2 protein-coding genes are annotated in these 25557 nt (G+C 49.2%); one reads left to right on the forward strand and one right to left on the reverse strand.

Going from position 1 to position 25557, the window contains the following annotated elements; genetic code table 11:
* The first annotated feature begins 61 nt into the window (after nucleotides 1-61).
* Nucleotides 62-23791: a non-ribosomal peptide synthase/polyketide synthase gene (locus HFD99_RS21815; protein ID WP_167441001.1), complete on the forward strand. Its 23730-nt coding sequence runs from the start codon at nucleotides 62-64 to the stop codon at nucleotides 23789-23791.
* A gap of 115 nt (nucleotides 23792-23906) precedes the next feature.
* Here HFD99_RS21815 and HFD99_RS21820 read toward each other — a convergent pair whose 3' ends face one another.
* A complete protein-coding gene (locus HFD99_RS21820) occupies nucleotides 23907-24941 on the reverse strand; it encodes an alpha/beta hydrolase (protein WP_016818884.1) in 1035 nt (344 codons plus the stop codon).
* Nucleotides 24942-25557: the final 616 nt, after the last annotated feature.

The following is a 25557-nucleotide window of genomic DNA, read 5'->3' on the forward strand; positions in this document are numbered from 1 at the left end:
CCTCCTGACTGCCAAGTGCAGCGGGAGGATATTCACATCACGGAAATAGGAGTGAAATGAGATGAATAACATGCAGTTATTTGATTTAACGAATGCGCAAAAGCGTATATGGTATACCGAATTACTCTATCCAGATACATCCGTGTCACAGCTATCCGGTACAGCCAAGATGAAGGGTCACATTAATATCGCTGCCTTCATGCAGTCCATCAATTTGATTATCAAACAGTATGATGCGTTCCGCATTCGTATTACTTCAGTGGATGGAGTGCCCCAGCAGTATGTCGTTCCTTATGAAGAAAGACAGTTGGAGTGCTTGGATCTTACTCATATCGATAGTATTTCCGAGGTGGAAGCCTTACTTGAGCAGCACAAAAGCAAACCTTTGCCATTGCTGGACTCTGAACTCTTCCAGTTTTTGATTGTGAAGATTAGTGAGGAAGAGTATTGGATTAATATCAAAATGCACCATATTATTTCTGACGGGATCTCTATGGTGGTTTATGGAAATCAACTGACAGCCTTTTATATGGATTTAATTCAAGGAAATGAACCTAAGCTGAGCGATGATTGCTCTTATATTGAATATATTGCAGATGAGAACGCATATGAGCTTTCTGATAGGTACCAAAAGGATAAGGCATACTGGCTGGATAAATTCTCCGATTTGCCTGAACTCACAGGCTGGAAGTCATATAACCCGTTATCGCTAAGTACCCAAGCTGTTCGAGAACATTTTACTGTGCCGGAGACGCTATATAACGAGCTACAGGCATTTTGCCAACAAAACAGGATTTCTCTGTTCCAATTCTTCATGGGTGCGATGTATATCTACATACACAAAGTGACGAATCAGCCAGATGTGGTGATCGGTACCTCGTTCGCTAACCGGGGGAACAAGAAAGAGAAGCAAAAGATCGGTATGTTTGTCAGCACGGCTGCCGCCAGAACATACGTTGACAAGGATGTAGAGGTGTTAAGCTTCCTGCAGGAAGTAGCCAGGGACCAAATGTCAGTCTTGCGGCATCAGAAATATCCATACAATCAGTTAATTCAGGATCTTAGAGAAATGCACGGCAACAAGGATATTCAGCGGCTTTTTGGTGTTTCCATGGAATACCGCCTTATCAACTGGGTTGACTTGGATGACGTGCGCATTTTGACGGATTATGATTTTTGCGGCGATGAAGTGAATGATTTCGTGCTTCATATCGTGGAAATCTTGGATGAAGGCGAGCTTGTACTGGATATCGATTATCGGACAGAGCTGTTCGAACGCAGTGAAGTAACGGACATGGTGTCCCAGCTGCTTACGATCGCCGAGCAGATCATTCATACACCGCAGCTTTCCATTGCAGAAGTAAATCTATTGGGAGAAGCAGAAGAGCAATCCATTCTGGCTCTTTCGGAAGGCGATGTAGTGGATTACCCGCGTGATAAGACCATTCATGGCTTATTCGAGGAACAAGCTGAACGCACGCCGGACCACGTAGCTGTTCAGATGGGCGAGCAGAGCATTACATACCTAGCTCTAAATGAGCAGGCTAACCAGCTTGCGAGATATTTGCGCACCGAAGGCGTTGGTGCAGATGTACTCGTGGGGATTATGGCGGATCGTTCCCTAGATATGGTCGTCGGCATGTTGGCGGTTTTGAAGGCAGGAGGGGCTTATGTGCCAATTGATCCTGAATATCCTGAAGAACGCATTCGTTACATGCTAGAGGATTCAGGAGTCCGTCTATTGCTCACCCAAAGCCATCTATGGGAGAGTACCACTTTTGACGGAAAGCTTGTGAGTTTGGACGAAGCGGCAACGTATACAGGAGATGCTTCTAATCTGGAGAGCATTTCGGGACCGAGCCATTTGGCCTATGTTATCTACACATCGGGTACAACTGGCAAGCCGAAGGGAACGCTGATCGAGCACAAAAATGTAGTTCGCCTGCTCTTTAACGATAACAATTTATTTGATTTCAGTTCCCATGATACATGGACGCTATTCCATTCGTTCTGCTTCGATTTCTCCGTTTGGGAGATGTATGGAGCACTTCTTTACGGAGGGAAACTGGTAATTGTCCCATCCCTTACAGCTAAAAGCCCGGCAGCCTTCCTGGAGCTGTTGAAAGACAATCGAGTCACCATTTTAAACCAAACGCCGACATATTTTTATCAGGTGATACAGGAAGAATTGGCACAATCGTCCACAGAACTTAGCCTTAGAAAAATTATTTTTGGCGGAGAGGCTTTGAGCCCATCTCTTCTGAAAAACTGGCGGGCAAAGTATCCTGATGTGCAGCTGATTAATATGTACGGAATTACGGAAACGACGGTTCATGTCACTTACAAGGAAATCACAGAACATGAGATAGAAGCAGGCAAAAGCAATATTGGTAGAACCATTCCAACGCTTAGCGCTTATATTTTTGATGAGCACAGACGCTTGCAGCCTGTCGGGGTTCCGGGAGAGCTATACATTGCGGGGGATGGTCTTGCCCGTGGGTATTTGAACCGGCCAGATTTGACGGCTGAGAAATTTGTAGAACATCCGTATCGAGCGGGAGAACGCCTGTACCGAACTGGGGACCTGGCTCGCTGGTTGCCTGACGGCAATATTGAATATTTGGGCCGGATCGATCATCAGGTCAAAATTCGCGGCTACCGAATTGAGCTGGGCGAGGTCGAAGCCCAAATTCTCAAAGCTCCGGGCGTACGGGAAACGATTGTCCTCGCCCGGGACGACGAACAGGGACAAAAATTGCTGTGCGCCTACTATGTAGCCTCCAGCGATCTTTCGCCAGGGGAATTGCGGTCTCAGCTGGCAACGGAATTACCAGCTTACATGATTCCCTCTTATTTTGTTCGGTTGGAGCAAATGCCGCTTACACCTAATGGCAAGCTGGATCGCCGCGCGTTGCCGGCTCCTGAGGGTAGCGTACAATCCGGCGAGGATTATCTGGCTCCAAGAACTGCAGTGGAAGCACAGCTGGTGCTTATTTGGCAGGATATCCTGGGAGCTGCCCGCGTTGGCGTCCACGATAATTTCTTTGAGATCGGTGGTCACTCTTTGCGGGCAACATTGCTCGTTACGCGGATTCGCAAAGAGCTGGGATGCAGCATTTCGCTGCGTGAAGTATTTCAATCGCCTACGGTTGAATCCCTGGCGCGACTGGTGAAGGAACGAATTCCAACCGTGTACGAGTCCATTCCACAGGCTGAAGAAAGCGAAGCATACCCAGTGTCCTCAGCGCAAAAGCGGTTATACGTGCTGAGACAGATGGATGGGGGAGAGCTCAGCTACAATATGCCAGGTGCCTTCACCGTGGACGGACCGTTGGATCGCGTGCGGCTGGAGTCTGCGTTCAAGGCACTGATCCAGCGCCATGAATCGCTGAGAACCGGCTTTTATATGCAGGATGGAGAGCTTGTTCAGCATGTGCATAAGGATGTTCCGTTCACGTTGGGCTACACAGAGGCTTCAGCGGAGGAGACGGATACGCTCATTCACAGCTTTACCCGTGCCTTTGATCTGAGCCAGGCTCCATTGCTTCGTGTTAGCTTAGTGAAGCTGCAGGAGGAGCGTCATCTGTTGCTGTTTGATATGCACCACATCATTTCAGATGGGGTTTCCATTCAAATACTAGTGGAGGAACTCACGCAATTATATCAAGGAGAACAACTACCAGAACTGCATATTCAATACAAGGATTATGCGGTATGGCAACGGGAACAGTCGGAAAGAGAATGGCAAGACCTTGAAGCGTATTGGCTGCAAACCTTTGAAGGAGAGTTGCCGGTATTGGATTTGCCTACGGACTTCCAGCGCCCTTCGGTTCGGAGCTTCGAGGGTAGCCGTATTGATTTTACATTGGACGAGTCTGGCAATAAGGCGATACAAGAGCTTGCATCCCGTACAGGTACTACACTGTATATGGTATTGCTGGCCGCTTATTCGGTGCTGCTGCACAAATATACAGGGCAGAAGGACATCGTCGTAGGTTCTCCAGTAGCAGGCAGACCACAAGCGGAGCTTGAGGGCATCATTGGTATGTTTGTCAATACACTGGCTTTGCGCAGCTACCCGGCAGGAGAAAAAACCTTTCAGGATTATCTTCTGGAAGTCAAGGAAACAGCACTCAAGGCGTTCGAGCATCAGGATTACCCTTTTGAGAAATTAGTCGAAAAACTGGGCGTAGGACGTGATGTCAGCCGCAATCCGCTCTTTGACACCCTGTTGGTATTACAAAATACGGAGCAGGAAGAGCAAGACATGGATGGCGTGCACTTTACTCCTTACCCGATGGACACCGTCACAGCCAAATTTGACCTGTCCCTTAATGTAGAGGAGAAAGGCGCAGAACTAGCCTTTGGCCTCGAATATAGTACAGCTTTGTATCGGCGGGAAACTGTAGAGCGACTGGCCACGCACTTGCTTCGGGTTCTGCATGCAGTTGCGGCCAATCCTCAGTTGCAATTGGCTGAGATTGAAATGATTACATCGGAGGAGAAAGTACAGATCATTGAAGTATTCAACGCGACAGCTACTCCTTATCCAAGGGATAAGACCATTCATGAATTGTTCGCGGAACAAGTCAAGCATACACCGGAGCAGACGGCGTTGGTATTCGGCGATGCCCAGTTAACGTACCTTGAATTGGAAGACAAGGCGAGCCGATTGGCCCAAACACTGCGTCGTTTGGGGACGCTAAGGGAGCAACCGGTAGCTATAATGGGCGGACGGAGTATCGAGATGGTGGTTGGTATGCTCGCCGTGCTTCAGGCTGGTGGAGCCTATGTGCCAATCGATCCTGATTACCCGGAAGATCGGGTTCGTTATATGCTCGAAGATTCCGATGCCAAGCTACTACTGGTACAAAAGGGCGAGCTTATAAATGTAGACTACGGTATACCGATTGTTGACCTCAGCAGTGAAGAGGCTTATGCATCTGATCCTGTCCAAGCTGAGGAGGTAGTCCAGGGGCCACAGGGACTCGCTTATGTAATCTATACTTCGGGTACGACAGGTAGACCGAAGGGCGTTATGGTTGAACATCGGAACGTGGTCCGTCTGGTCAAAGAAACCAATTATGTGGAGCTGAACGAATCCACGCGAATTTTGCAGACAGGAGCCGTGGCCTTCGATGCCTCGACCTTTGAGATATGGGGAGCGTTGCTTAACGGCGGACAGCTTTATTTCGTGGAGAACGACGATATCCTGATTGCCGATCGGCTCAAAGCAGCTATTGCCAAATACGGAATTACGACCATGTGGCTTACTTCACCGCTTTTCAATCAGCTTTCACTGCAGGACGAGTACCTGTTCAGAGGACTGAAAGCATTGCTGGTAGGTGGTGACGTACTGTCCATATCTCATATAAACCGTGTCATTGAGGCTAATCCTGATCTTGTCCCTATCAATGGCTATGGTCCGACAGAGAATACGACCTTCTCCACCACCTACAAGATTCCGGGTCGTGTTGAAGGGGGCGTGCCGATTGGGCGCCCGATTAGTAACTCGACCGCTTATGTAGTCAATGGATCGCTGCAATTACAGCCCATTGGTGCTTGGGGCGAGCTGATTGTCGGCGGTGAAGGTGTAGCGCGCGGATACCTCAATCGTCCTGACCTCACAGCAGAAAAATTTGTCCCTAGTCCTGTTAAGGAAGGGGAACGCTGCTACCGAACTGGTGATTTGGTTCGCTGGCTTCCAGATGGGAACCTGGAGTTTAAGGGAAGAATTGATGAGCAGGTCAAAATACGCGGTTACCGTATCGAACTCCCCGAAATCGAGGCTCAATTAGCCAAGGTGGAGTCAGTAGTTGAAGCCGTAGTCGTCGTTCGCGCGGATGAGCTTGGAGAGAAGCAGCTTTGCGCTTATTATGTGGCAGATCGTACACTCACGGCAGGCGAAGTACGCCTTGCTCTATCGCAGGTACTTCCGGGCTATATGATGCCATCCTACTTTATCCAGATGGATCGTATGCCATTAACGTCAAACGGAAAAGTAGACCGCAGGTCTCTGCCAGCTCCGCAAGTAGGTGCGCACACAGGACGGAAGTATACAGCTCCTCGTACACCGGCTGAAGAAGCTTTGGCGTCTGTCTGGCAAGGGGTGCTGGGTGCCGAACAGGTGGGTATCCATGACAATTTCTTTGAATTGGGCGGAGATTCCATCAAGGCCATTCAGGTGTCGTCACGGTTGCTGCAGGCTGGCTATCGGTTAGAGATGAAGCAACTGTTCAAGTCCCCGACCATTGCCGAGCTAGGTGCAGAAATACAAACGGCTGTGCATATGGCTGAACAGGGAGTTGTGCGCGGAGCGGCTCGGTTGACTCCAGTCCAACAGTGGTTCTTTGGGCGGAAACAGGCAGAGCCTCATCACTTCAATCAAGCGGTCATGCTGTATCGTGAACAGGGATTTGAGGAAAAGGCCTTGCATCATGTGCTGAGGAAATTGGCTGAGCACCATGACGCCCTTCGCATGGTTTTTCGGCAGACCGAGCATGGCTACGAAGCTTGGAACCGTGATCTTGGAGAAGGAGAGCTGTATAGCCTGATCACTGCTGATTTACGGAGCGAATCTAATCCGGTTGCAGCCATTACAACACTGTCGGACGACATCCAGCGCAGCATCAACCTGGCAGAAGGTCCACTGATGAAGTTAGGGCTTTTCCATTGTCAGGATGGAGACCACCTTCTGATCGTGATCCATCATTTAGTGGTGGACGGAGTATCCTGGCGGATTTTGTTCGAGGACTTCGCAGCAGGCTATGAACAGGTGATCCAAGGACAAGCACTGACCTTTCCGCAGAAAACGGATTCCTTCCGTGATTGGGGAGACGCTATTGCCCGTTATTCAGAAGGACCAGAAATCAAGGTGCATCGGGCGTATTGGAGCAAGCTTGGGGATCAGCCACTAGAGCAGTTGCCGAAGGATGAGGCTGTGGAAAGCCTTTTATTGCAGGATAGCGAAGTGGTGACAGCACAATGGACGGTAGAAGAAACCGATCAACTGCTGAGAAAAGCCCATCGTGCTTACCAAACGGAGACGAACGATCTGCTATTGACTGCTCTAGGCATGGCGGTATCCAAATGGTCTGGTATTGGTAAGATCGCTGTGAATCTTGAGGGGCACGGTCGTGAGCCGATTATACCGAATATCGATATTACCCGTACTGTTGGCTGGTTTACAAGCCAATATCCGGTCATTTTAGACTTGGGAAATGATCTTGAGTTGTCAGCCTTAATCAAATCAGTGAAAGAAGAGTTGCGCCGTATTCCGAATAAAGGTATCGGATATGGGTTGCTCAAAACGATGGCGAGTCAGGAGGACGCAGACAGTCTCAATTTGCAGCCTGAAATTTCTTTTAACTATCTGGGGCAGTTTGATCAGGATTTGCAAGGAAGCTCGTTGCAGGTTTCTCCTTATCCGACCGGAAGCCCGCAAAGCCTGTTGGGAGAGCCAGCCTATACGCTAGATATTAATGGCATGGTGACAGACGGAGCCTTGACTCTGACGATGAGTTATAACGGAAAACAGTATAAGTCATCTACAATGAAACAGCTCGCTGGATATATTGAAGAAAGCCTACGGCAGCTTCTTCAGCATTGTGTAACCCAGGAAAGAACTGTATTGACACCAAGCGATGTGCTTGCCAAGGGGCTGAGCATTGCTGATCTGGAGGAGCTTTCTAAGCAGACCAGCCACATAGGCGATATTGAGAATGTATACAGCCTGACGCCGATGCAGAAGGGCATGCTGTTTCATGATATGTTCGAGCCGCATACAGGTGCTTATTTTGAGCAGGCCGCCTTTGACTTTAAGGGTAGTTTTGATCCGACCGCTTTCGGACACAGTCTGGATGCAGTGGTGGAGCGTCATGCCATTCTGCGCACGAACTTCTACAGTGGTTGGGGCAGTGAGCCTTTACAAGTCGTATTTCGGCACAGAGGCGCCAAACTGGTGTATGAAGACCTGCGTGAGATGAATGCACCGCAGCGTGAAGCTTACCTAAAGACATTTGCCGCTGAGGACAAAGCACAGGGCTTCAACCTGTCTGAAGATGAGCTTCTCCGTGTATCGATTTTGCAAACAGATGAAGAGAGCTTCCGTCTCTTGTGGAGCTTTCACCATATCGTCATGGATGGATGGTGTGTTCCATTAATTACACAGGAGGTGTTTGAACACTATTTTGCCCTCCTGGAAGGAAGAGAGCCTCAGCTGGCAGAGGTTCAGCCGTATAGCCGGTATATTGAATGGCTGGAACAGCAGGATGAAGCAGCTGCGGCCGACTATTGGAGCCGATATCTGGCCGGTTATGAGCAACAGACGCTTTTACCTCAAGTCGGTGGAGCAGTCAAAGGAGAAGGCTATGTAGCAGAAAAGCTGAACTATCCTGTCAGCAGGGAATTGACTGAACGTCTGGAAAAGGTGGCCAGAGATGCTCATGTCACGATGAATATATTGCTGCAGTCCATCTGGGGCGTTGCGCTTCAACGCTATAACGGTAGTCGGGATGTTGTATACGGAAGTGTAGTGTCAGGCAGACCGGCTGAAATTCCGGGAATTGACCGGATGATCGGTTTGTTCATTAATACAATTCCAGTTCGTGTGAAGACGGAAGAACATCTCCCCTTCACAGTCCTGATGAAGCAACAGCAGGAGCAATATATGGCTTCTCATATGTATGACACCTACCCGTTGTTTGAAATTCAGGCTCAGACGGACCAAAAGCAGGATCTAATCTCACATATTATGGTATTTGAGAATTATCCTGTGGAAGAGGAAGTAGAGCGTCTAGGAGGTGGCGAGGCTGCCTTTGAGATTGAGGAAGCGGAGCTTCTTGAACAAACGAATTACGATTTTAACTTAATTGTTCTACCGGGCAAAGAGCTGAGATTGTTGTTCCAATACAATGCGCTCGTCTATGATCCAGCCACGATTGAACAAATCAAGGGTCACTTGTTCCACCTCATGGAACAAATTGTGGAGAATCCTGCAATTTCCGTGGATGCTCTGGAATTGGTTACGCCGCAGGAGAGAGAACAGATTCTGAGCGTATGGGGAGAAACGGAAGCCAGCTCCAAACACCGTACCACGTTTCACGGGCTGTTGGAGGAACAGGCAGCTCGAACGCCGGACGCGACTGCCATTCTGTTTGAGAACGAGATGCTGACCTATGCCGAGCTGAACGCAAAAGCCAATGGATTGGCGAGAAGACTGCGTGCTGAGGGAATCGAGACGGGAGACCTGGTGGGGCTGCTTGTTGAACGGTCAACGGATATGATCGTTGGGATGTACGGCATTATGAAAGCCGGGGGCGCCTACGTTCCAATAGATCCAGAGTATCCGAAAGAGCGAATCAACTACATGCTCGAAGATTCGGGGACGAAGATGATCCTTGCCCAAGCGCATCTTTTGGAGCATATAGGCTGGATGGGAAAAGTCCTGTTGCTGGAAGAACCGTCGACCTATGATGCCGATGAATCGAATTTGAAGGATACGGCCGACTCTGATGATCTGGCTTACGTGATCTATACCTCAGGCACGACGGGTCAGCCTAAAGGCGTATTAGTGGAACACCGCGGACTACGAAATCTGTCGGACGTATATCGGGGACTCTTCGAAGTTACACCGCAGGATCGGATCGTTCAGTTTGCAAGTCTGTCGTTCGATGCATCGGTTTCCGAGATTATAACGGCACTGAGCCACGGGGCTACTCTATGCATTCCTTCTACGCAAGATATTTTAGATCATGCCCTGTTCGAGCAGTTCATGAACAGCAAGGCAATTACGATAGCGACTCTGCCACCAGCTTACATTATTCACCTTGAGCCGGAGCGCCTGCCAGCACTGCGATGCCTGCTAACCGCCGGATCGGCCACATCGGTCGAGTTGATCGAAAAATGGAGGAAGCACGTACAGTACTTCAATGGCTATGGCCCAACAGAGGATTCTGTATGCACCACAATGTGGACGGTCCCGGACAGTGAAGAAACGATGGAACGGGTGTCCATTGGACAACCCATTGCTAACCATCGTGTGTATATCTTGGATGACCATTTCAGAGTGCTGCCTGTCGGCGTAGCTGGAGAGCTATGCATTTCAGGTATCGGGTTAGCCCGGGGCTATCATAACCAGCCTGCGTTAATGGATGAGAAGTTCGTGGACAATCCGTTTACTCCAGGAGAGCGTATGTATCGGACGGGTGATTTGGTTCGTTGGTTACCAGATGGAACTATCGAGTACTTAGGCCGAATAGATCACCAAGTCAAAATTCGTGGCTATCGGATCGAGCTGGGCGAGGTCGAAGCACACATGCTCAGAGTGCCGTTCGTTCAGGAAGTCGTGGCCTTGGCTGTGGAAAGTGAGGATGGCTACAAAGATCTAGTCGCTTACTTTGTAGCTGCTCAGAAGCTTGAGGTATCGGAGCTCCGGGCAGTTTTGTCGGAGATGTTACCTGGATATATGATCCCTTCCCGCTTCGTACAACTGGAGGACATGCCTCTGACGTCGAACGGAAAAATAGATCGAAAAGCGCTGCAGGGCGAGCAAGGATGGGCAGTTGCTTCATCTGAGGCTCCACAGACACCTGTAGAAATTGAATTAGCCGAAATCTGGCAAGAGGTGCTGGGTGTAGAGAGCGCGGGAGTAAAGGATAATTTCTTCCATTTTGGAGGCCATTCACTGCGTGCAGCTCTGCTAGTCTCACGAATTCGTAAGGAGATGAACCGCGAGATTAGCCTAAGAGAAGTGTTCGAGTCGCCTACCATTGAAGACTTGGCTCGTGCCATTGAGGGCTATACACCGCTGAATTTTGAAGAAATTCCTACAGCGGGAGCGCGAGAGCACTACCCATTGTCTTCAGCCCAAAAGCGGCTGTTTATCCTTAGCCAGCTGGAAGGCGGAGAGCTGAGCTACAATATGCCAGGTATCCTTACGGTTGAGGGAGCCCTGAATCGGGAACGACTGGAGCAGGCATTCCGTCGTCTGATTCATCGTCATGGTTCACTGCGCACCCGTTTTGTGACTGTTAACGGTGAACCTGTACAGCAGATCCTACCGGATGTTCCGTTTACGGTGGAATATGCGGAGTTGAGCGAGACAGAGGCAGAAGCTGCCCTTCAGCAGTTTGTTCATCCTTTTGACCTTGGCGAAGCACCATTGCTGCGGGTAGGTCTCATTCGAATTGCACACGAGCGCCATTTACTGTTGTTCGATATGCATCATATTGTCTCGGATGGGGCTTCTATGAATATTCTCATAGAAGAGTTCCTTCACTTCTACCAAGAAGAGGACGTATTGCCTGCGTTGCAGATCCAGTACACAGACTATGCGGTGTGGCAGCAAGAGCAGCTCGGAAGCGAGCGTCTCAAAGCCCAGGAAGCTTACTGGCTGGATGCATTCCGCGGAAGCTTGCCAGTGCTGGATTTGCCAGTAGATGAAGTTCGTCCTGCGGTACGAAGCTTTGCGGGAGATCGGATTGACTTCCAGATTGATGCTTCTCTGAGCGCTTCACTCCAGGAGCTGGCTACCCGAACAGGTTCTACGCTGTTCATGGTGCTGCTGGCAGCCTATACGACGCTCTTGCACAAGTACACGGGGCAGGAAGATGTCATTGTAGGTTCACCAGTGGCGGGAAGATCCCATGCCACACTCGAGGGCCTTATCGGTATGTTCGTAGGCACAGTGGCACTGCGTACTTATCCAGAGGGCGAAAAGTCTTTCGAGGCTTACTTGAAGGAAGTGAAGGAAACAGCACTGCGGGCCTATGAAAACCAGGATTATCCGTTCGAGGAGCTGGTAGAGAAGCTGGAGCTTCAGCGTGACCTGAGTCGTAACCCACTATTTGATACTATGTTTGTTCTGCAAAATATCGAGCAGGGAGAACAAGAAATAGAGGGATTGCGTTTCACTCCTTACGATCAGGCCCATCCTGCTGCCAAGTTCGACCTCACGCTGACAGTGAGTGAAGCGGATGAGGCATTGAACTGCACGTTGGAATACGCGACTGCAATCTACAAGCGGGAGACCGCTGAGCGGATGGCAGGCCACTTTGTACAGCTTATTCAGGAAGCTATCGCCAATCCGGGATTGTCGTTGTCATCCCTTGATATCGTGACACCGCAGGAAAAGTCGATGCTGATGAAAGATGCGGACGAAGCCAAAGCAGATTATCCTCGTGACCAAACGATTCATGCACTGTTCGAGGAACAGGCTGTCCGTAATCCGGATGCAGTAGCGGTCGTATGTGAAGAGGCAACCTTGTCCTATAGCGAGCTGAATGAGCGGGCCAATGGACTTGCCAGAACGCTTCGCGAGCGTGGTCTGCAACCAGACGGACTGGCTGGAATCATGGCGGATCGTTCCCTTGAAATGGTCGTTGGGATTTTGGCCATCTTGAAGGCGGGCGGGGCTTATGTCCCTGTCGACCCTGAATATCCAGAGGACCGCATTCGCTTTATGCTTGAGGATTCGGGAGCCAAGCTGCTGCTGACACAAGCGCATCTGGAGACACGTATCTCCTTCACCGGGGACATTGTTAATCTGGACGAGGCGGCTTCCTACAAGGAAGATGTCTCAAATCTGGAGCCTACGGCTGGACCGAATCATCTTGCCTACGTTATCTACACATCGGGTACGACAGGCAAGCCAAAGGGAACGCTGATCGAGCACAAAAATGTAGTCCGCTTGCTCTTTAATGATAAAAATATGTTTGATTTCGGTCCTCAGGATACGTGGACGCTGTTCCATTCATTCTGTTTCGACTTCTCCGTATGGGAGATGTACGGGGCATTGCTGAACGGAGGTCGTCTGGTCATCGTTCCATCGCTTACTGCGAAGAGCCCAGAGCGTTTCTTGCAGTTGCTTAAGGACCAGAAGGTTACCGTGTTGAACCAGACGCCAACATACTTCTATCAGTTACTACAAGAAGAACTTAGTCATCGCGCGGCAGAATTGAGTCTTCGCATGATTATCTTCGGCGGGGAGGCATTAAGCCCGGCCTTGCTCAAGGACTGGAGAGCGAAATATCCGCAAGTGCAGCTCATCAACATGTATGGCATCACGGAAACGACCGTGCATGTAACGTATAAGGAAATTACGGAACTGGAAATTGAACAGGGCCGCAGCAATATCGGTATCCCGATTCCGACACTACGTGCGTACATTCTGGATGAACAACGCCGTCCACAACCGATTGGCATTCCGGGTGAACTCTATGTGGCGGGCGAAGGCCTGGCGCGTGGCTACCTGAACCGACCGGAATTGACGGCAGAGAAGTTTGTAGCTCATCCGTTTGAAGCGGGCGAGCGCATGTACCGCTCAGGTGACTTGGCACGCTGGTTGCCGGATGGCAGCATGGAGTATTTGGGACGGATTGACCATCAGGTTAAAATCCGTGGTTACCGTATCGAACTAGGAGAAGTGGAGGCGAAGTTGCTCCATGCTCCGTCTGTGAGGGAGGCCGTTGTGCTTGCCCGGGAGGATGGAAGTGGACAAAAAGTACTGGTGGGCTATTTCACTGCCGATCAGATGCTGACAGTAGGCGAATTGAGAAAAGCCTTGGCTGCTGAGCTGCCGGCTTATATGATTCCGTCTTACTTCATGCAATTGGAACAGATGCCGTTGACACCAAATGGTAAGCTGGATCGCAAAGCACTTCCAGCTCCTGAGACCAATGTGCAGACTGGAGCGGTTTATGAAGCGCCGAGGAACGCAGCTGAGGAAGCTTTGGCTTCTGTATGGCAAGGTGTGTTAGGAGCACAGCAGGTCGGCATCCATGATCACTTCTTCGATCTGGGTGGTGACTCCATCAAGGCGATTCAGGTGTCCTCTAGATTGTTCCAATTGGGATATAAATTAGAGATGAAGGATCTCTTCAAATATCCGACAATTGCTGAGCTAAGTCCGTATCTTCAAGTAGCCGGACGCACAGCAGAGCAGGGTGAAATCAAAGGTGCAGCGGAGTTAATGCCAATTCAGCGCTGGTTCTTTGAACGTCACACAGCGGAGCCACATCATTACAATCATGCTGTCATGCTCCATCGGAAAGACGGCTTTGATGAGGCTGCACTCCGGTTGACAATGGACCAAGTTGCGATTCATCATGACGCGCTACGTATGGTTTTCCGGTCTACAGAAGCTGGATATGCAGCTTGGAATCGGGGAATTGACGAAGGCGAACTCTACACATTGGACATCGTCGATATGAGACAGGTAGAAGACCAGGCAGCTGCTGTTCAAGCGCAGGCCGATGCCATCCAGGCAAGCTTCCACTTGGAAGACGGCCCTCTGTTCAAGCTAGGCTTGTTCCATTGTAATGATGGCGATCATTTGTTGATTGTCATTCATCACCTCTTGGTTGACGGCGTATCCTGGCGCATCCTGTTTGAAGACATTGCAACAGGATACGAGCAGGCATTGAATGGAAAAGCGATTGTTCTCCCGCAAAAGACCGATTCGTATCTTGTATGGTCCGAGCAAGCGGCGAAGTATGCAGCAGGCCCTGCCCTGGACGAGGAACGTTCATACTGGCAGCAGATTGAGGAGACGATGCTGGCTCCACTGCCAAAGGATGAGGATCAGGAACCGGGCACCATTCGGGATACCGAGTCGGTTACGGTAACGTGGTCTGCTGAAGAAACAGACCTGCTGTTGCGACAAGCAAACCGGGCTTATCATACGGAGACGAATGATTTGCTCTTGACTGCGCTGGGAGCAGCTATTCAGCGCTGGACAGGCATGGAACAGATTTTGGTTAACCTTGAAGGGCATGGCCGGGAAATGATCGTACCAGATCTGGATATTACCCGTACCGTGGGCTGGTTCACCACCCAATACCCTGTTCTGCTGAACCTGCAAGGTGGGCAGGAAGTATCTGCCCAAATCAAGCGCATCAAGGAGAATTTGCGAGAGGTTCCGCACAAAGGCATCGGCTACGGTCTGCTGAAGTATATGGCACCGGAAAAAGGTACTCGATTCAGCGTAGAACCGGAGGTTTCCTTCAACTACCTTGGACAGTTTGATCAGGATTTGGAAGGCAATGCTCTTAGCCTGTCTACACATTCAGTCGGTAAGGCGCTCAGTGATCACACACCACAGCAATATGCTCTGGATGTGAATGGCATGATTGCCGAAGGCCAGCTATCACTGACGATTACGTACAGCAACAGGCAGTACCGTAAGGAGACGGTAAGTCATTTTGCTGAATTATTACAGTCAAGTCTTAGCGAGGTCATCCAGCATTGTGTGACTCAGGAGCGTTCGCAGCTTACGCCGAGTGATGTTCTGTTCCAAGGACTGACCCTGGAGCAGCTTGATCGACTCACAGCCCAAACGGCCCATATTGGAGAGATTGAGGATGTGTACAAGCTAACGGCAATGCAGAAGGGCATGCTCTTCCACAGCTTGCTGGAGCCGGACTCCTCTTCATACTTTGAGCAGGCAACGTTTGAGCTACGTGGCAGCTTCGATGTAGATATCTTCTTCGAGAGCTTCCAGGCTTTGGCGCAACGACATGCCATATTGCGTACCGGCTTTTACAACAATATCACTGATGTACCGCTGCAAGTTGTCTTTAAGCAACGGCCAATCCCTCTGAACTACGTAGATTTGCGTGCCGGTACGTTGCAGGAGCAAGAAGCCCAAATTCAGGCTTATACTACTGAAGATATGGCTAAGGGATTCAGCTTGTCAGAAGATCCGCTGATGCGAGTGACTGTCATGCAAAAAGAACAAAGCCACCTTGTATTGTGGAGCTTCCATCATATTGTCATGGATGGCTGGTGCATCCCGATTATTACACAGGAGCTGTTCGATTATTATTCTGCCCTGCGTCAGCAAGTACAGCCTGTACTACCACCGGCTCAGCCCTACAGCCGTTATATAGAATGGCTTGATGCACAGGATGATCAAGAGTCTTCAACATATTGGAGCCAATATCTCGAAGACTATGACGGCAATACCGTATTGCCGGAAGCTAAAACGAAATCTCAAGCTAAAGTAGAGGGTTACGTTCTGAATGAGCATGTTCTCCATTTGGGCGCGTCCTTGACCCATAAAATGGATGTTGTCGCGAAGCGCAATCATGTGACCGTCAACACACTCATGCAGACAGCCTGGGGCCTGATTCTCCAACATTACAATGCCAGCTCGGATGTTGTTTTCGGTGGCGTTGTATCAGGTAGACCTGCTGAGATCGCGGGGATCGAGAATATGGTGGGTCTGTTTATTAATACAGTACCTATCCGCGTACAGACATCCAAAGACGAGGCCTTTGTCGATGTGATGAAACGTACACAAGCACATTCGTTGGCTGGTCGTGCCTACGACACCTATCCGCTGTATGAGATTCAGGGGAAAACAACCCAAAAGCAAGACCTGATTTCTCATATTATGATCTTTGAAAATTATCCGCTCGACGAACAGGTAGAACAGTCGGGTAATCACACAGAGGACGATCTCGAAGTCGCCAACTTCGCCATGTTTGAGCAAACCAACTATGACTTTAACCTCGTTGTCATTCCAGGCGAGGACATTAAGGTCTGCATTCGCTACAACGCTTCGGTCTACGAGCAAGAAAGCATTGCGCGAATCGGAGGACATTTGTTGCAAATGCTCGATCAGGTAGCTACTCGTCCGCAAGCGACGATACAGGAGCTGGAGATTGTAACACCGGAGGAACGGACGAAGCTGCTTGACTGGGGTGGCAAGGCTCATGCCTATCCAAGTGATCAGGGTCTGCATACCTTGTTTGAGGAACAGGTTGTCCGTACGCCAGATAAGATCGCAGCAGTAAGCGGCGATATCCAGATCACGTATCGGGAGTTGAACGAGCGGGCGAACAAACTGGCTTCGACCTTGATAGACCAGGGACTGCGGAGTGAACAAGTAGTGGGTCTGTTGGCGGATCGGTCAGTGGAACTGCTGGTTGCCATCATGGGTGTACTCAAAGCGGGCGGAGCCTATGTACCTATTGATCCTGAATATCCGCAGGAGCGGATTCAGTATATTCTGAAGGACTCCGGCGCTGAGATTCTGCTCACACAGAGCCACCTGACGAAGTTGGCCTCCTTTGAGGGAATGGTTATGGAATTGGATTCTCCGCACATCTACGGAACCGGAGTGGATAATCCTAATATTCCTGTAAGAGGAAACGACCTAGTGTATTTAATCTATACCTCAGGTACAACAGGGAATCCGAAGGGAACCATGATTAACCATAAAGGGATCGTGAACTACATCTGGTGGGCCAATAAGGTCTATTGTGCAGGGCAACCAACGGACTTCCCGCTGTACTCATCCATTTCGTTTGACTTGACGATGACATCAATGTTTACTCCGTTAATAAACGGAGGAATAGTACGGATTTATGATGGTATAGATAAGGCAGAGGTCGTTCAGCATATTTTGCGCGAAAATGCGGTCGATATTCTCAAGCTGACGCCGACGCATCTCAGTCTCATAAAAGACATGACCATTCCAGCGGAGAGTCGTATTCAGCAGCTTATTGTGGGTGGAGAGAATCTGACCACTCATTTGTCCAAAACGATTACCGATCTCTTTGGCGGCAACATCAAAATTTACAATGAATACGGCCCAACCGAAACCGTCGTTGGCTGCATGATTCACCTGTACGATCCTGCGAAGGATACACGGGAATCTGTACCGATTGGATTGCCGTCCGACAACATATACATTCATATCCTGGATGAACAGCTTCGTCTTGTACCGTTAGGTGTGGAGGGCGAAATGTACATCGCCGGGGACGGAGTAGCCCGTGGATACCTGAATCGTCCGGATCTTACCGCAGAAAAATTCATTAGGGATCCGTTCGCTGCGGAAGGAAATATGTATCGGACCGGAGATTTGGCTCGTCGCCTTCCTAATGGAGACATTGAGTACATTGGGCGTATTGACCATCAAGTTAAAATACGGGGCTATCGTATTGAGCTTGGTGAGATTGAGGCCAAGTTGCTGGATATGCCACTTGTGGAGGAAGCTCTCGTTGTTGCGTGGGCAGACGCCAATGGACAGAAGTCTCTATGTGCTTACTTTGTAGCTGATCGGGAAATGTCTGTCAGCGAGCTGAGAAATGAACTGTCTGCCGAACTGCCTGCATATATGATTCCGTCTTACTTTGTCCAAATGGACGTAATGCCTTTGACACCAAATGGCAAGCTGGATCGTAAGGCACTGCCTGAACCAAACTTGGGTGTGAAAGCAGGAGCCGCCTTTGCTGCTCCGCGGACGGATGTGGAGAATATTTTGGCTTCGATTTGGCAAGGTGTGCTCGGCGTACCGCTTGTTGGCATACATGATAATTTCTTTGAACTTGGAGGCGACTCGATCAAATCGATTCAGGTTTCATCAAGACTTCTCCACGCAGGCTACAAACTGGAAATGAAGAATTTATTCAGCTATCCAACAATTGCGGAACTGGCTCAGCGTGTTAGCGCAGTCAGCCGAATTGCAGATCAGGGCGAGGTACACGGAACGGTAAAACTGGGACCTGCCCAGCGCAGATTTTTCGAAGAGCAGTCAAAGGATCTACATCACTTTAATCAGTCGGTCATGCTGTACCGACGCGAAGGCTTTAATACCGATGCGCTCGCCAAGGTTATTCAAAAAATTGCAGAACACCATGATGCGCTGCGACTGGTATTCCGCCAAGGAGAGCACGGAGTAGAAGCGTGGAACCGCAGTTTGGGCGAAGGTGAGCTGTATAGCCTCCAAATCCACGATTTGCAGGATGAAAAAGACCCGGCTTTGGCAATAGAAGCTGGTGCAGAAGCCATTCAGCGCAGCATCTCTCTGGAGGATGGGCCACTCTTTAGACTAGGTTTGTTCCGCTGTGCGGAAGGCGAACATTTGTTGATCGTTATTCATCATTTGGCTGTGGATGGCGTATCCTGGCGTATTCTCTTTGAGGACTTACAGGAAGGCTACGAACAAGCAGCACGTGGACAAGTGGTCAAACTCCCACAAAAGACGGATTCGTACCGGGCATGGGTTGATGGGATTACGCAATATGCCAACAGCCCGGCGGCTGAACAAGAACGTAGTTTTTGGGCAGAGGTAGAAGGAGAGGGATTTGCCCTTCTTCCAAAAGACAAGGTAGACGGCGCTCTTCTCATAAAAGACACCGAGGCTGTTACGGTAACATGGTCGCCAGAAGAGACAGAGCAGTTCCTGAAAGAGGCGAATCGCGCTTACAATACGGAAGTTAACGATCTGCTTTTGACGGCCCTAGGTATGGCTGTTCACGAGTGGACAGGGATCGAACGTGTAGGCATCGTGCTGGAAGGACATGGACGGGAGCCTGTTGTACCGGAATTAGATATCACTCGCACAATAGGCTGGTTTACAAGTCAGTATCCTGTCGCCCTTGAGATGGGAGGCGAAATGGAGATCGGCGCCAGAATCAAGCGTATTAAGGAAGGCCTGCGTCGTATCCCGAACAAAGGTGTAGGATATGGTATTTTGAAATATTTGAGTGACGTATCCACTGGCTCCTCCTTCTCGGCAGAACCGGAGATTACCTTCAACTACCTGGGGCAGTTTGACCAGGATCTTGCAGAAGGAACGATGGAGGTGTCCCCTTACTCGGCAGGGTCTGAGGTCAGTGAGGAGATGGTGCAGCATCAGGCCTTGAATATTAATGGACTGATTACCGAAGGACAGCTTCAGCTTTCGGTCAGCTATAACCATCAACAATTCCATGTGGATTCGGTAGAGAAGTTTGCCGGTATCTTGAAGGAACGTCTCAGTGAAGTCATTGGACACTGTGCAGGCAAGGATAGAACCGAGCTTACACCAAGCGATGTACTCCTCAACGATATCAGCTTGGAGGAAATCGAGGAGCTGGAAGAGCAGACACGGCACATCGGTAGCATTGAAAATGTGTATAAACTGACACCGATGCAAAAGGGAATGCTGTTCCACAGCTTGCTGGAGCCTCATTCAGAGGTCTACTTTGAGCAGGCCACATTTGAAATTCAGGGAGTATTCTATCCTGAGGATTTCAAACGCAGCTTACAGCATCTGATGAAACGGCATGCCATACTGAGAACGAATTTCCATGCTGGATGGGGCGACTTCCCTATACAGATTGTGTTCAAAGAAAGAGCATGCGATTTCGTATACGAGGAATTGCATGAACTGGAACCGGGCGAAATGGAAACGCGTCTTGCAGCTTATATGGACCAGGACAAAGCGAGAGGTTTTGATCTGACGAATGAAGCCTTGCTGCGTGTTGCTATTCTACGTACTGCAAAAGAGCATTACCATCTGTTGTGGAGCTCTCATCACATCATTTTGGATGGCTGGTGTATGCCTCTTGTGCTCCAGGAAGTGTTTGAAACGTACGGAGCTCTGCGTGAGCAAAGGGAGCCTGAACTTCCTGTAGCAGCATCGTACAGCCAGTACATTCAATGGTTAGAGAAACAAGGCGAGGAAGAGGCATCCTCCTACTGGAGAGGGTATCTGGAAGGCTACGAGCAGCAGACGAAGCTGCCACAGGCCATCACACAGCCATCGGCAAAAGCAGAAGCCTACGTGTCGGAGAAGCTGGTATTCACGTTGGATGCGGATTTGACTGAGCGCTTGGAACAAGTGGCCAAACAGCATCAAGTGACGATGAACACGCTGATGCAAGCTGCTTGGGGAATCGTATTGCAACGCTACAATAGAAGTCAGGATGTCGTCTTCGGAAGTGTGGTTTCGGGGAGACCTGCCGAGATTCCAGGCATCGAAAGCATGATCGGTCTCTTCATTAATACAGTTCCAGTTCGAGTTCAGGCCGAAGGAAGCGAAACGTTCTCTCATGTGTTGAAGAGACAGCAGGAATTATATTTGGCTGGGCATGCTTATGATTCCTATCCGCTCTATGAGATTCAGGCACAGAGCGAACAAAAGCAAGATTTGATTTCCCATATCATGGTATTTGAGAATTACCCGGTAGAAGAGCATCTGGAAGAGAAAATTGCCAATGATGAGGCTGAATACAAAATTACGGATGTTCAGATGTTTGAACAGACAAATTATGATTTTAACCTCATTGTGCTGCCGGGACGTAGTCTGGAGTTCTTGTATCGTTATAATGCCCGTGTCTATGACCGGGAGAGCGTGGAACGGATTCAAGGGCACTTGACGAAAATTCTGACAAGCGTATCTGTACAACCTGCTATCCGTATTGATGAGCTGGAGCTGATAACGCCAGAAGAGAAATCACAAATTATAGAGGTATGGGGAGACACAGCAGCTCCTTATCCGCGTGAGAAGACCCTTCACGGCATATTTGAGGAAAAAGCTGCACTCACACCGGATCATACAGCACTTATTTTCGGCGAAACGGAGCTTACCTACGGAGAACTTCATCAGCAGGCCAACCGCCTCGCACGTACGCTGCGTGCGCAAGGGGTCAGACCAGATCAGCCAGTCGGCATCATGGTCGAGCGTTCGCTTGAGATGATCATAGGCATCCATGCCATTCTAAAAGCGGGCGGCGCTTATGTTCCGATTGATCCGGAATTCCCTGAGGATCGTATTCACCACATGCTGGAGGATTCGGGAGCGAAGCTTCTGCTGACGAAGAGCCATCTCAAGGATCGTTTCCCATTCACTGACACGATCCTGGCACTGGATGATCCGCAGGCGTATCATGCGGATGACTCCAATCTGGAGCCAATTGCAGGACCAGAACATCTGGCGTATATCATTTACACGTCGGGTTCAACCGGCAAGCCGAAAGGTGTAATGATTGAGCATCGCTCCGCCGTCCATACACTGAGCCAGTTGGAAGCTGAATATCCGATGTTGGCGGGTGACCGATTCCTGCTCAAAACGACATTCACCTTTGACTTCTCCGTGCCAGAGCTGTTCTGCTGGTTCTTTGGACAGGGGACGCTTGTGATCCTGCCGCAGGGCGTGGACAAAGATCCGGTCGCACTGCTGGAGGCTGTGGATGCGAACCGAATCACGCATCTTAATTTGGTACCTTCGATGCTCAGCGTGCTCGTTCAATATTTGAAAGAAAGCAGTACCCAAGGATTCCTTACTCTGAAATATCTGTTTGCCTGCGGCGAGACGCTGCCTGCCAAACTTGTGGAAGAGTACTATAAAGTATCACCTTATGCCGTACTGGAGAACATCTACGGTCCTACGGAGGCGGCTGTATATGCGACTCGATATACAACGAGTCGTGAGACTGCGAATCTAACGCATGTGCCTATCGGCAAACCGTACGCTAACGTCCAAGTATGGATGATGGATAGTTCTTCTCAGGTATCACCAGTAGGTGTGCCGGGGGAACTCTGCATTGCAGGTGAAGGGGTAGCGAGAGGGTATTTCAATCAGCCGGAACTGACGGCAGAGAAGTTCATTCCTCATCCGTACAAGTCGGGTGAACGGATTTACCGAACGGGCGATTTGGCTCGGTGGTTGCCTGACGGGAATATTGAGTACTTGGGACGGATTGATCACCAGGTAAAAATCCGTGGTTACCGCATTGAGCTGGGAGAAGTGGAAGCACAAATTCTGAAGGTACCATCGGTGCAGGAAGCGGTTGTTCTAGCACTGGCTGACTCCAGCGGAAGTACTCAGCTTTGTGCATACTTTGTGGCCGAGGAGGCGCTCGGAGCGGGCGTACTACGCGAGGCACTGGCCAGCGAGCTGCCAAGCTATATGATTCCGTCTGCTTTCGTACAGCTCGCACAAATGCCGCTGAATCCAAATGGCAAATTGGATCGCAAAGCGCTACCGGCACCGGAAACACTTCTGCGGAGCACAGCCGAGTATATCGCGCCGCGTACGCAGACAGAAGTAGAGCTTGCTAAGATTTGGTCCGAGGTGCTCGGCGTACAGGAAATCGGGATCAGGGATCAATTCTTCGAACTTGGCGGTCATTCACTGAAAGTATTGGGCTTGATCCAAAGGATCTCGTCCAGTATGGGTGTTCATCTCCCACTTCAAGCCGTATTTAATCTGCCGACTGTGGAAGAAATGGCGCATGAAATTTTCAAGCTGCAGGCAACAACTGCTGCCGATGAACAAGAAATGGAAATTATCCGCTTCCCAGGAAAAGGAGCGCTTAAAGTATTTTGCTTCCCTCCTCGGGTAGGTCACTCTCTGGGGTACTATGAGATGGCCAAGGAGCTGGATGGGCTTTGCGAGGTGTACGGGATGGAATTTATCGGCGACCGTTTCCAGGGTCAAGATATGTTGGATCGATACATCGATGCCATCGTGGGTATTCAAGCAGAGGGTCCGTATATATTCTTGGGATACTCACTTGGAGGAAATCTTGCCTTTGAGGTAGCTAAAGCCATGGAAAGCCGAGGTTACCATGTTGGGGACATTATTATGGTAGATGCTATGAGAAAGATGTCCAAGGATGAATCGACACCTGAGGAGCTTGAAGAGATTGTCGAGACGGTGCTGGACAGCATTAGGGAGCAGTACAAAGCATTCCTGGCCGATCCAGCCGACAGGGAGCGAGTCATGGACAAAATGTTGGTTTACTCCAGCTACCGCGATGAGCTTATTAACGCAGGTGAAGTTCATGCGAATATCCATGCTATGATTGCAGAGGATGATAGTGTTGGTCCGGATACATCATTAGATAAATTGTTATGGCAACAGGCAACACTTGGCCAATACAAAGAATACGGGGTCATCGGAACGCACGATGTGCTGCTTGATTCCGGTTTTGTTGGGGAGAATGCTAAAGTACTGAGACAGATACTTGGTAAAATTGCAGAAGCCTCATCTAAAAACAAGCCTATTTTGTCTTAATATCAATCAACCAGAATAGTAGTGGGCAACAAAGACGCCCGGGTTCCTTTATAAAGGAGGGACCCGGGCGTCCTTTTTATTTTATGAAATCCGCAACATGCAGAGAGTAGTGCCCTTAATGATCAGTGTTTGTTTTAGCAATGGTTGACCGAGAATAATGGATATTGGAGATGAGATCACGGATGACTTGAATGACGAGCTCAGGTTGATCATGGATAATCATATGTTCGCTCTTTTTGGCGACAATAAGCTTGCTGTTGTTAGAGATGTGGAGCATCTCGCGCTGCCCGATTTGCCAGCTTTGTTCGATCTGATCATTTCCACGCTTACTTATACCGAACTGAGTCAAATTTTGCTGAATGCCTCGGGCAATTACGCGTACAGGGAGGTTGCCCAAATGCTGGCCGCGTATGGCATCTTCGGTAGTGCTCGCCAGATCACCCTCCTCGGCAACAGAGCGAAAGTACTTGGGGGAAGCAACAATGTTCACGAAAGATTTTCTATCTCGATACTCCACCCGACCGTTTAGCATTAAGTTGGGGAACAGACGAAAAGCCCCCGATCTTTCTAGGAGAATGGATATGAGCGGCGAGGGATTAACCTTAGGCCGTTCTTTGGCATAGATCTTATTTGTCCGCCGGGCATCATTCTCAGGCCTAGCATCCACCAGAACCAATCCTGCGACTTCGTCTCTGTACGTCTGTGCATAGAGTCTTGAGTACATCCCCCCGAGGGAATGGCCTACAAGGATATATGGAGCTTGGATGTCTGCATTTTTTAGAGCGGTATGAAGCTCCCGAACGATGTTTTCGCCGGTACGTGGAGTATTTGCCTCTTCGCTCCATGCATAGCCTGCCCGATCATAGGATACAACGGTGGCAAAGGATGATAGCTTCTCGGGAATATCTCTCCAAGAAAGGCTACTTTCCCCGCTCCCTGATTCAAGCACTATCGTTGGAGAGCCGGCACCCATTTTATGAATATGGAGACGATAACCTCCAGCGTCGACCATTCTCCCCAGAGGAGGATGTTGCGACTTATCATGTTTGGATGCAATCCACTCATACACAAATCCAGAGATAACAACAAGCAGTAAGCAAGAGATAACCCAAAACACAACTTTCGTCCAGGTCAGCCTTCGTTGTTTCATATAACATCTACTCCTCTATAAGGTCATTATTCAATTCACAACATCTATTTCATATGAGGTAAAATTGCTTTGGTGTGGTTGGTTCATGATGAACTTTCATGTAAACATTAAGTTGGAGTTCTGTAGTATCTACCTATTCACTATTAAAGGCTGGGGGGAATGGCGCGGGCGTTCCTTATCATTTATACCCATCCTTTGTTTGTCAAATCATCAATATTAAAGAAAAAATGAATATACAATTAGGAACCATTTGAACAAAAGCCTAGGGTCTAGTTACAAACATATAGGTGTGAAAACAATTTAATAAAAAAACTTGCATTTAAAAATCCAGAATGATATACTCTAATTCCGGCCAAGAAGACATAGTAGTTGCGAGCGAGAGATACAAAAAAATGTTTTAAAAAATGCTTGCAAAGTTGGTTCGGAAGTGATATGATATAAGAGTTGATGAGGCGATGAGTTGATTCAACGAAAGAAATGTTTGATCTTTGAAAACTGAACAACGAGTGAGTAAATTGATTTTGTTCGCAAAATCAAACAAAGAGATATTTTATCTCGTCAGTTTCAAAATGAGCTAATCGCTCTTTCTATAACCAACTTCGGTTGGTCTTTAATG

The organism is Paenibacillus sp. EKM301P (assembly GCF_011800295.1).
GTDB classification, from domain to species: domain Bacteria; phylum Bacillota; class Bacilli; order Paenibacillales; family Paenibacillaceae; genus Paenibacillus; species Paenibacillus polymyxa.

Coding starts and splice junctions, on each gene's coding strand:
- HFD99_RS21815 (WP_167441001.1), top strand. CDS start 62: ATGAATAACATGCAGTTATTTGATTTAACGAATGCGCAAAAGCGTATA.
- HFD99_RS21820 (WP_016818884.1), bottom strand. CDS start 24,941: ATGAAACAACGAAGGCTGACCTGGACGAAAGTTGTGTTTTGGGTTATC.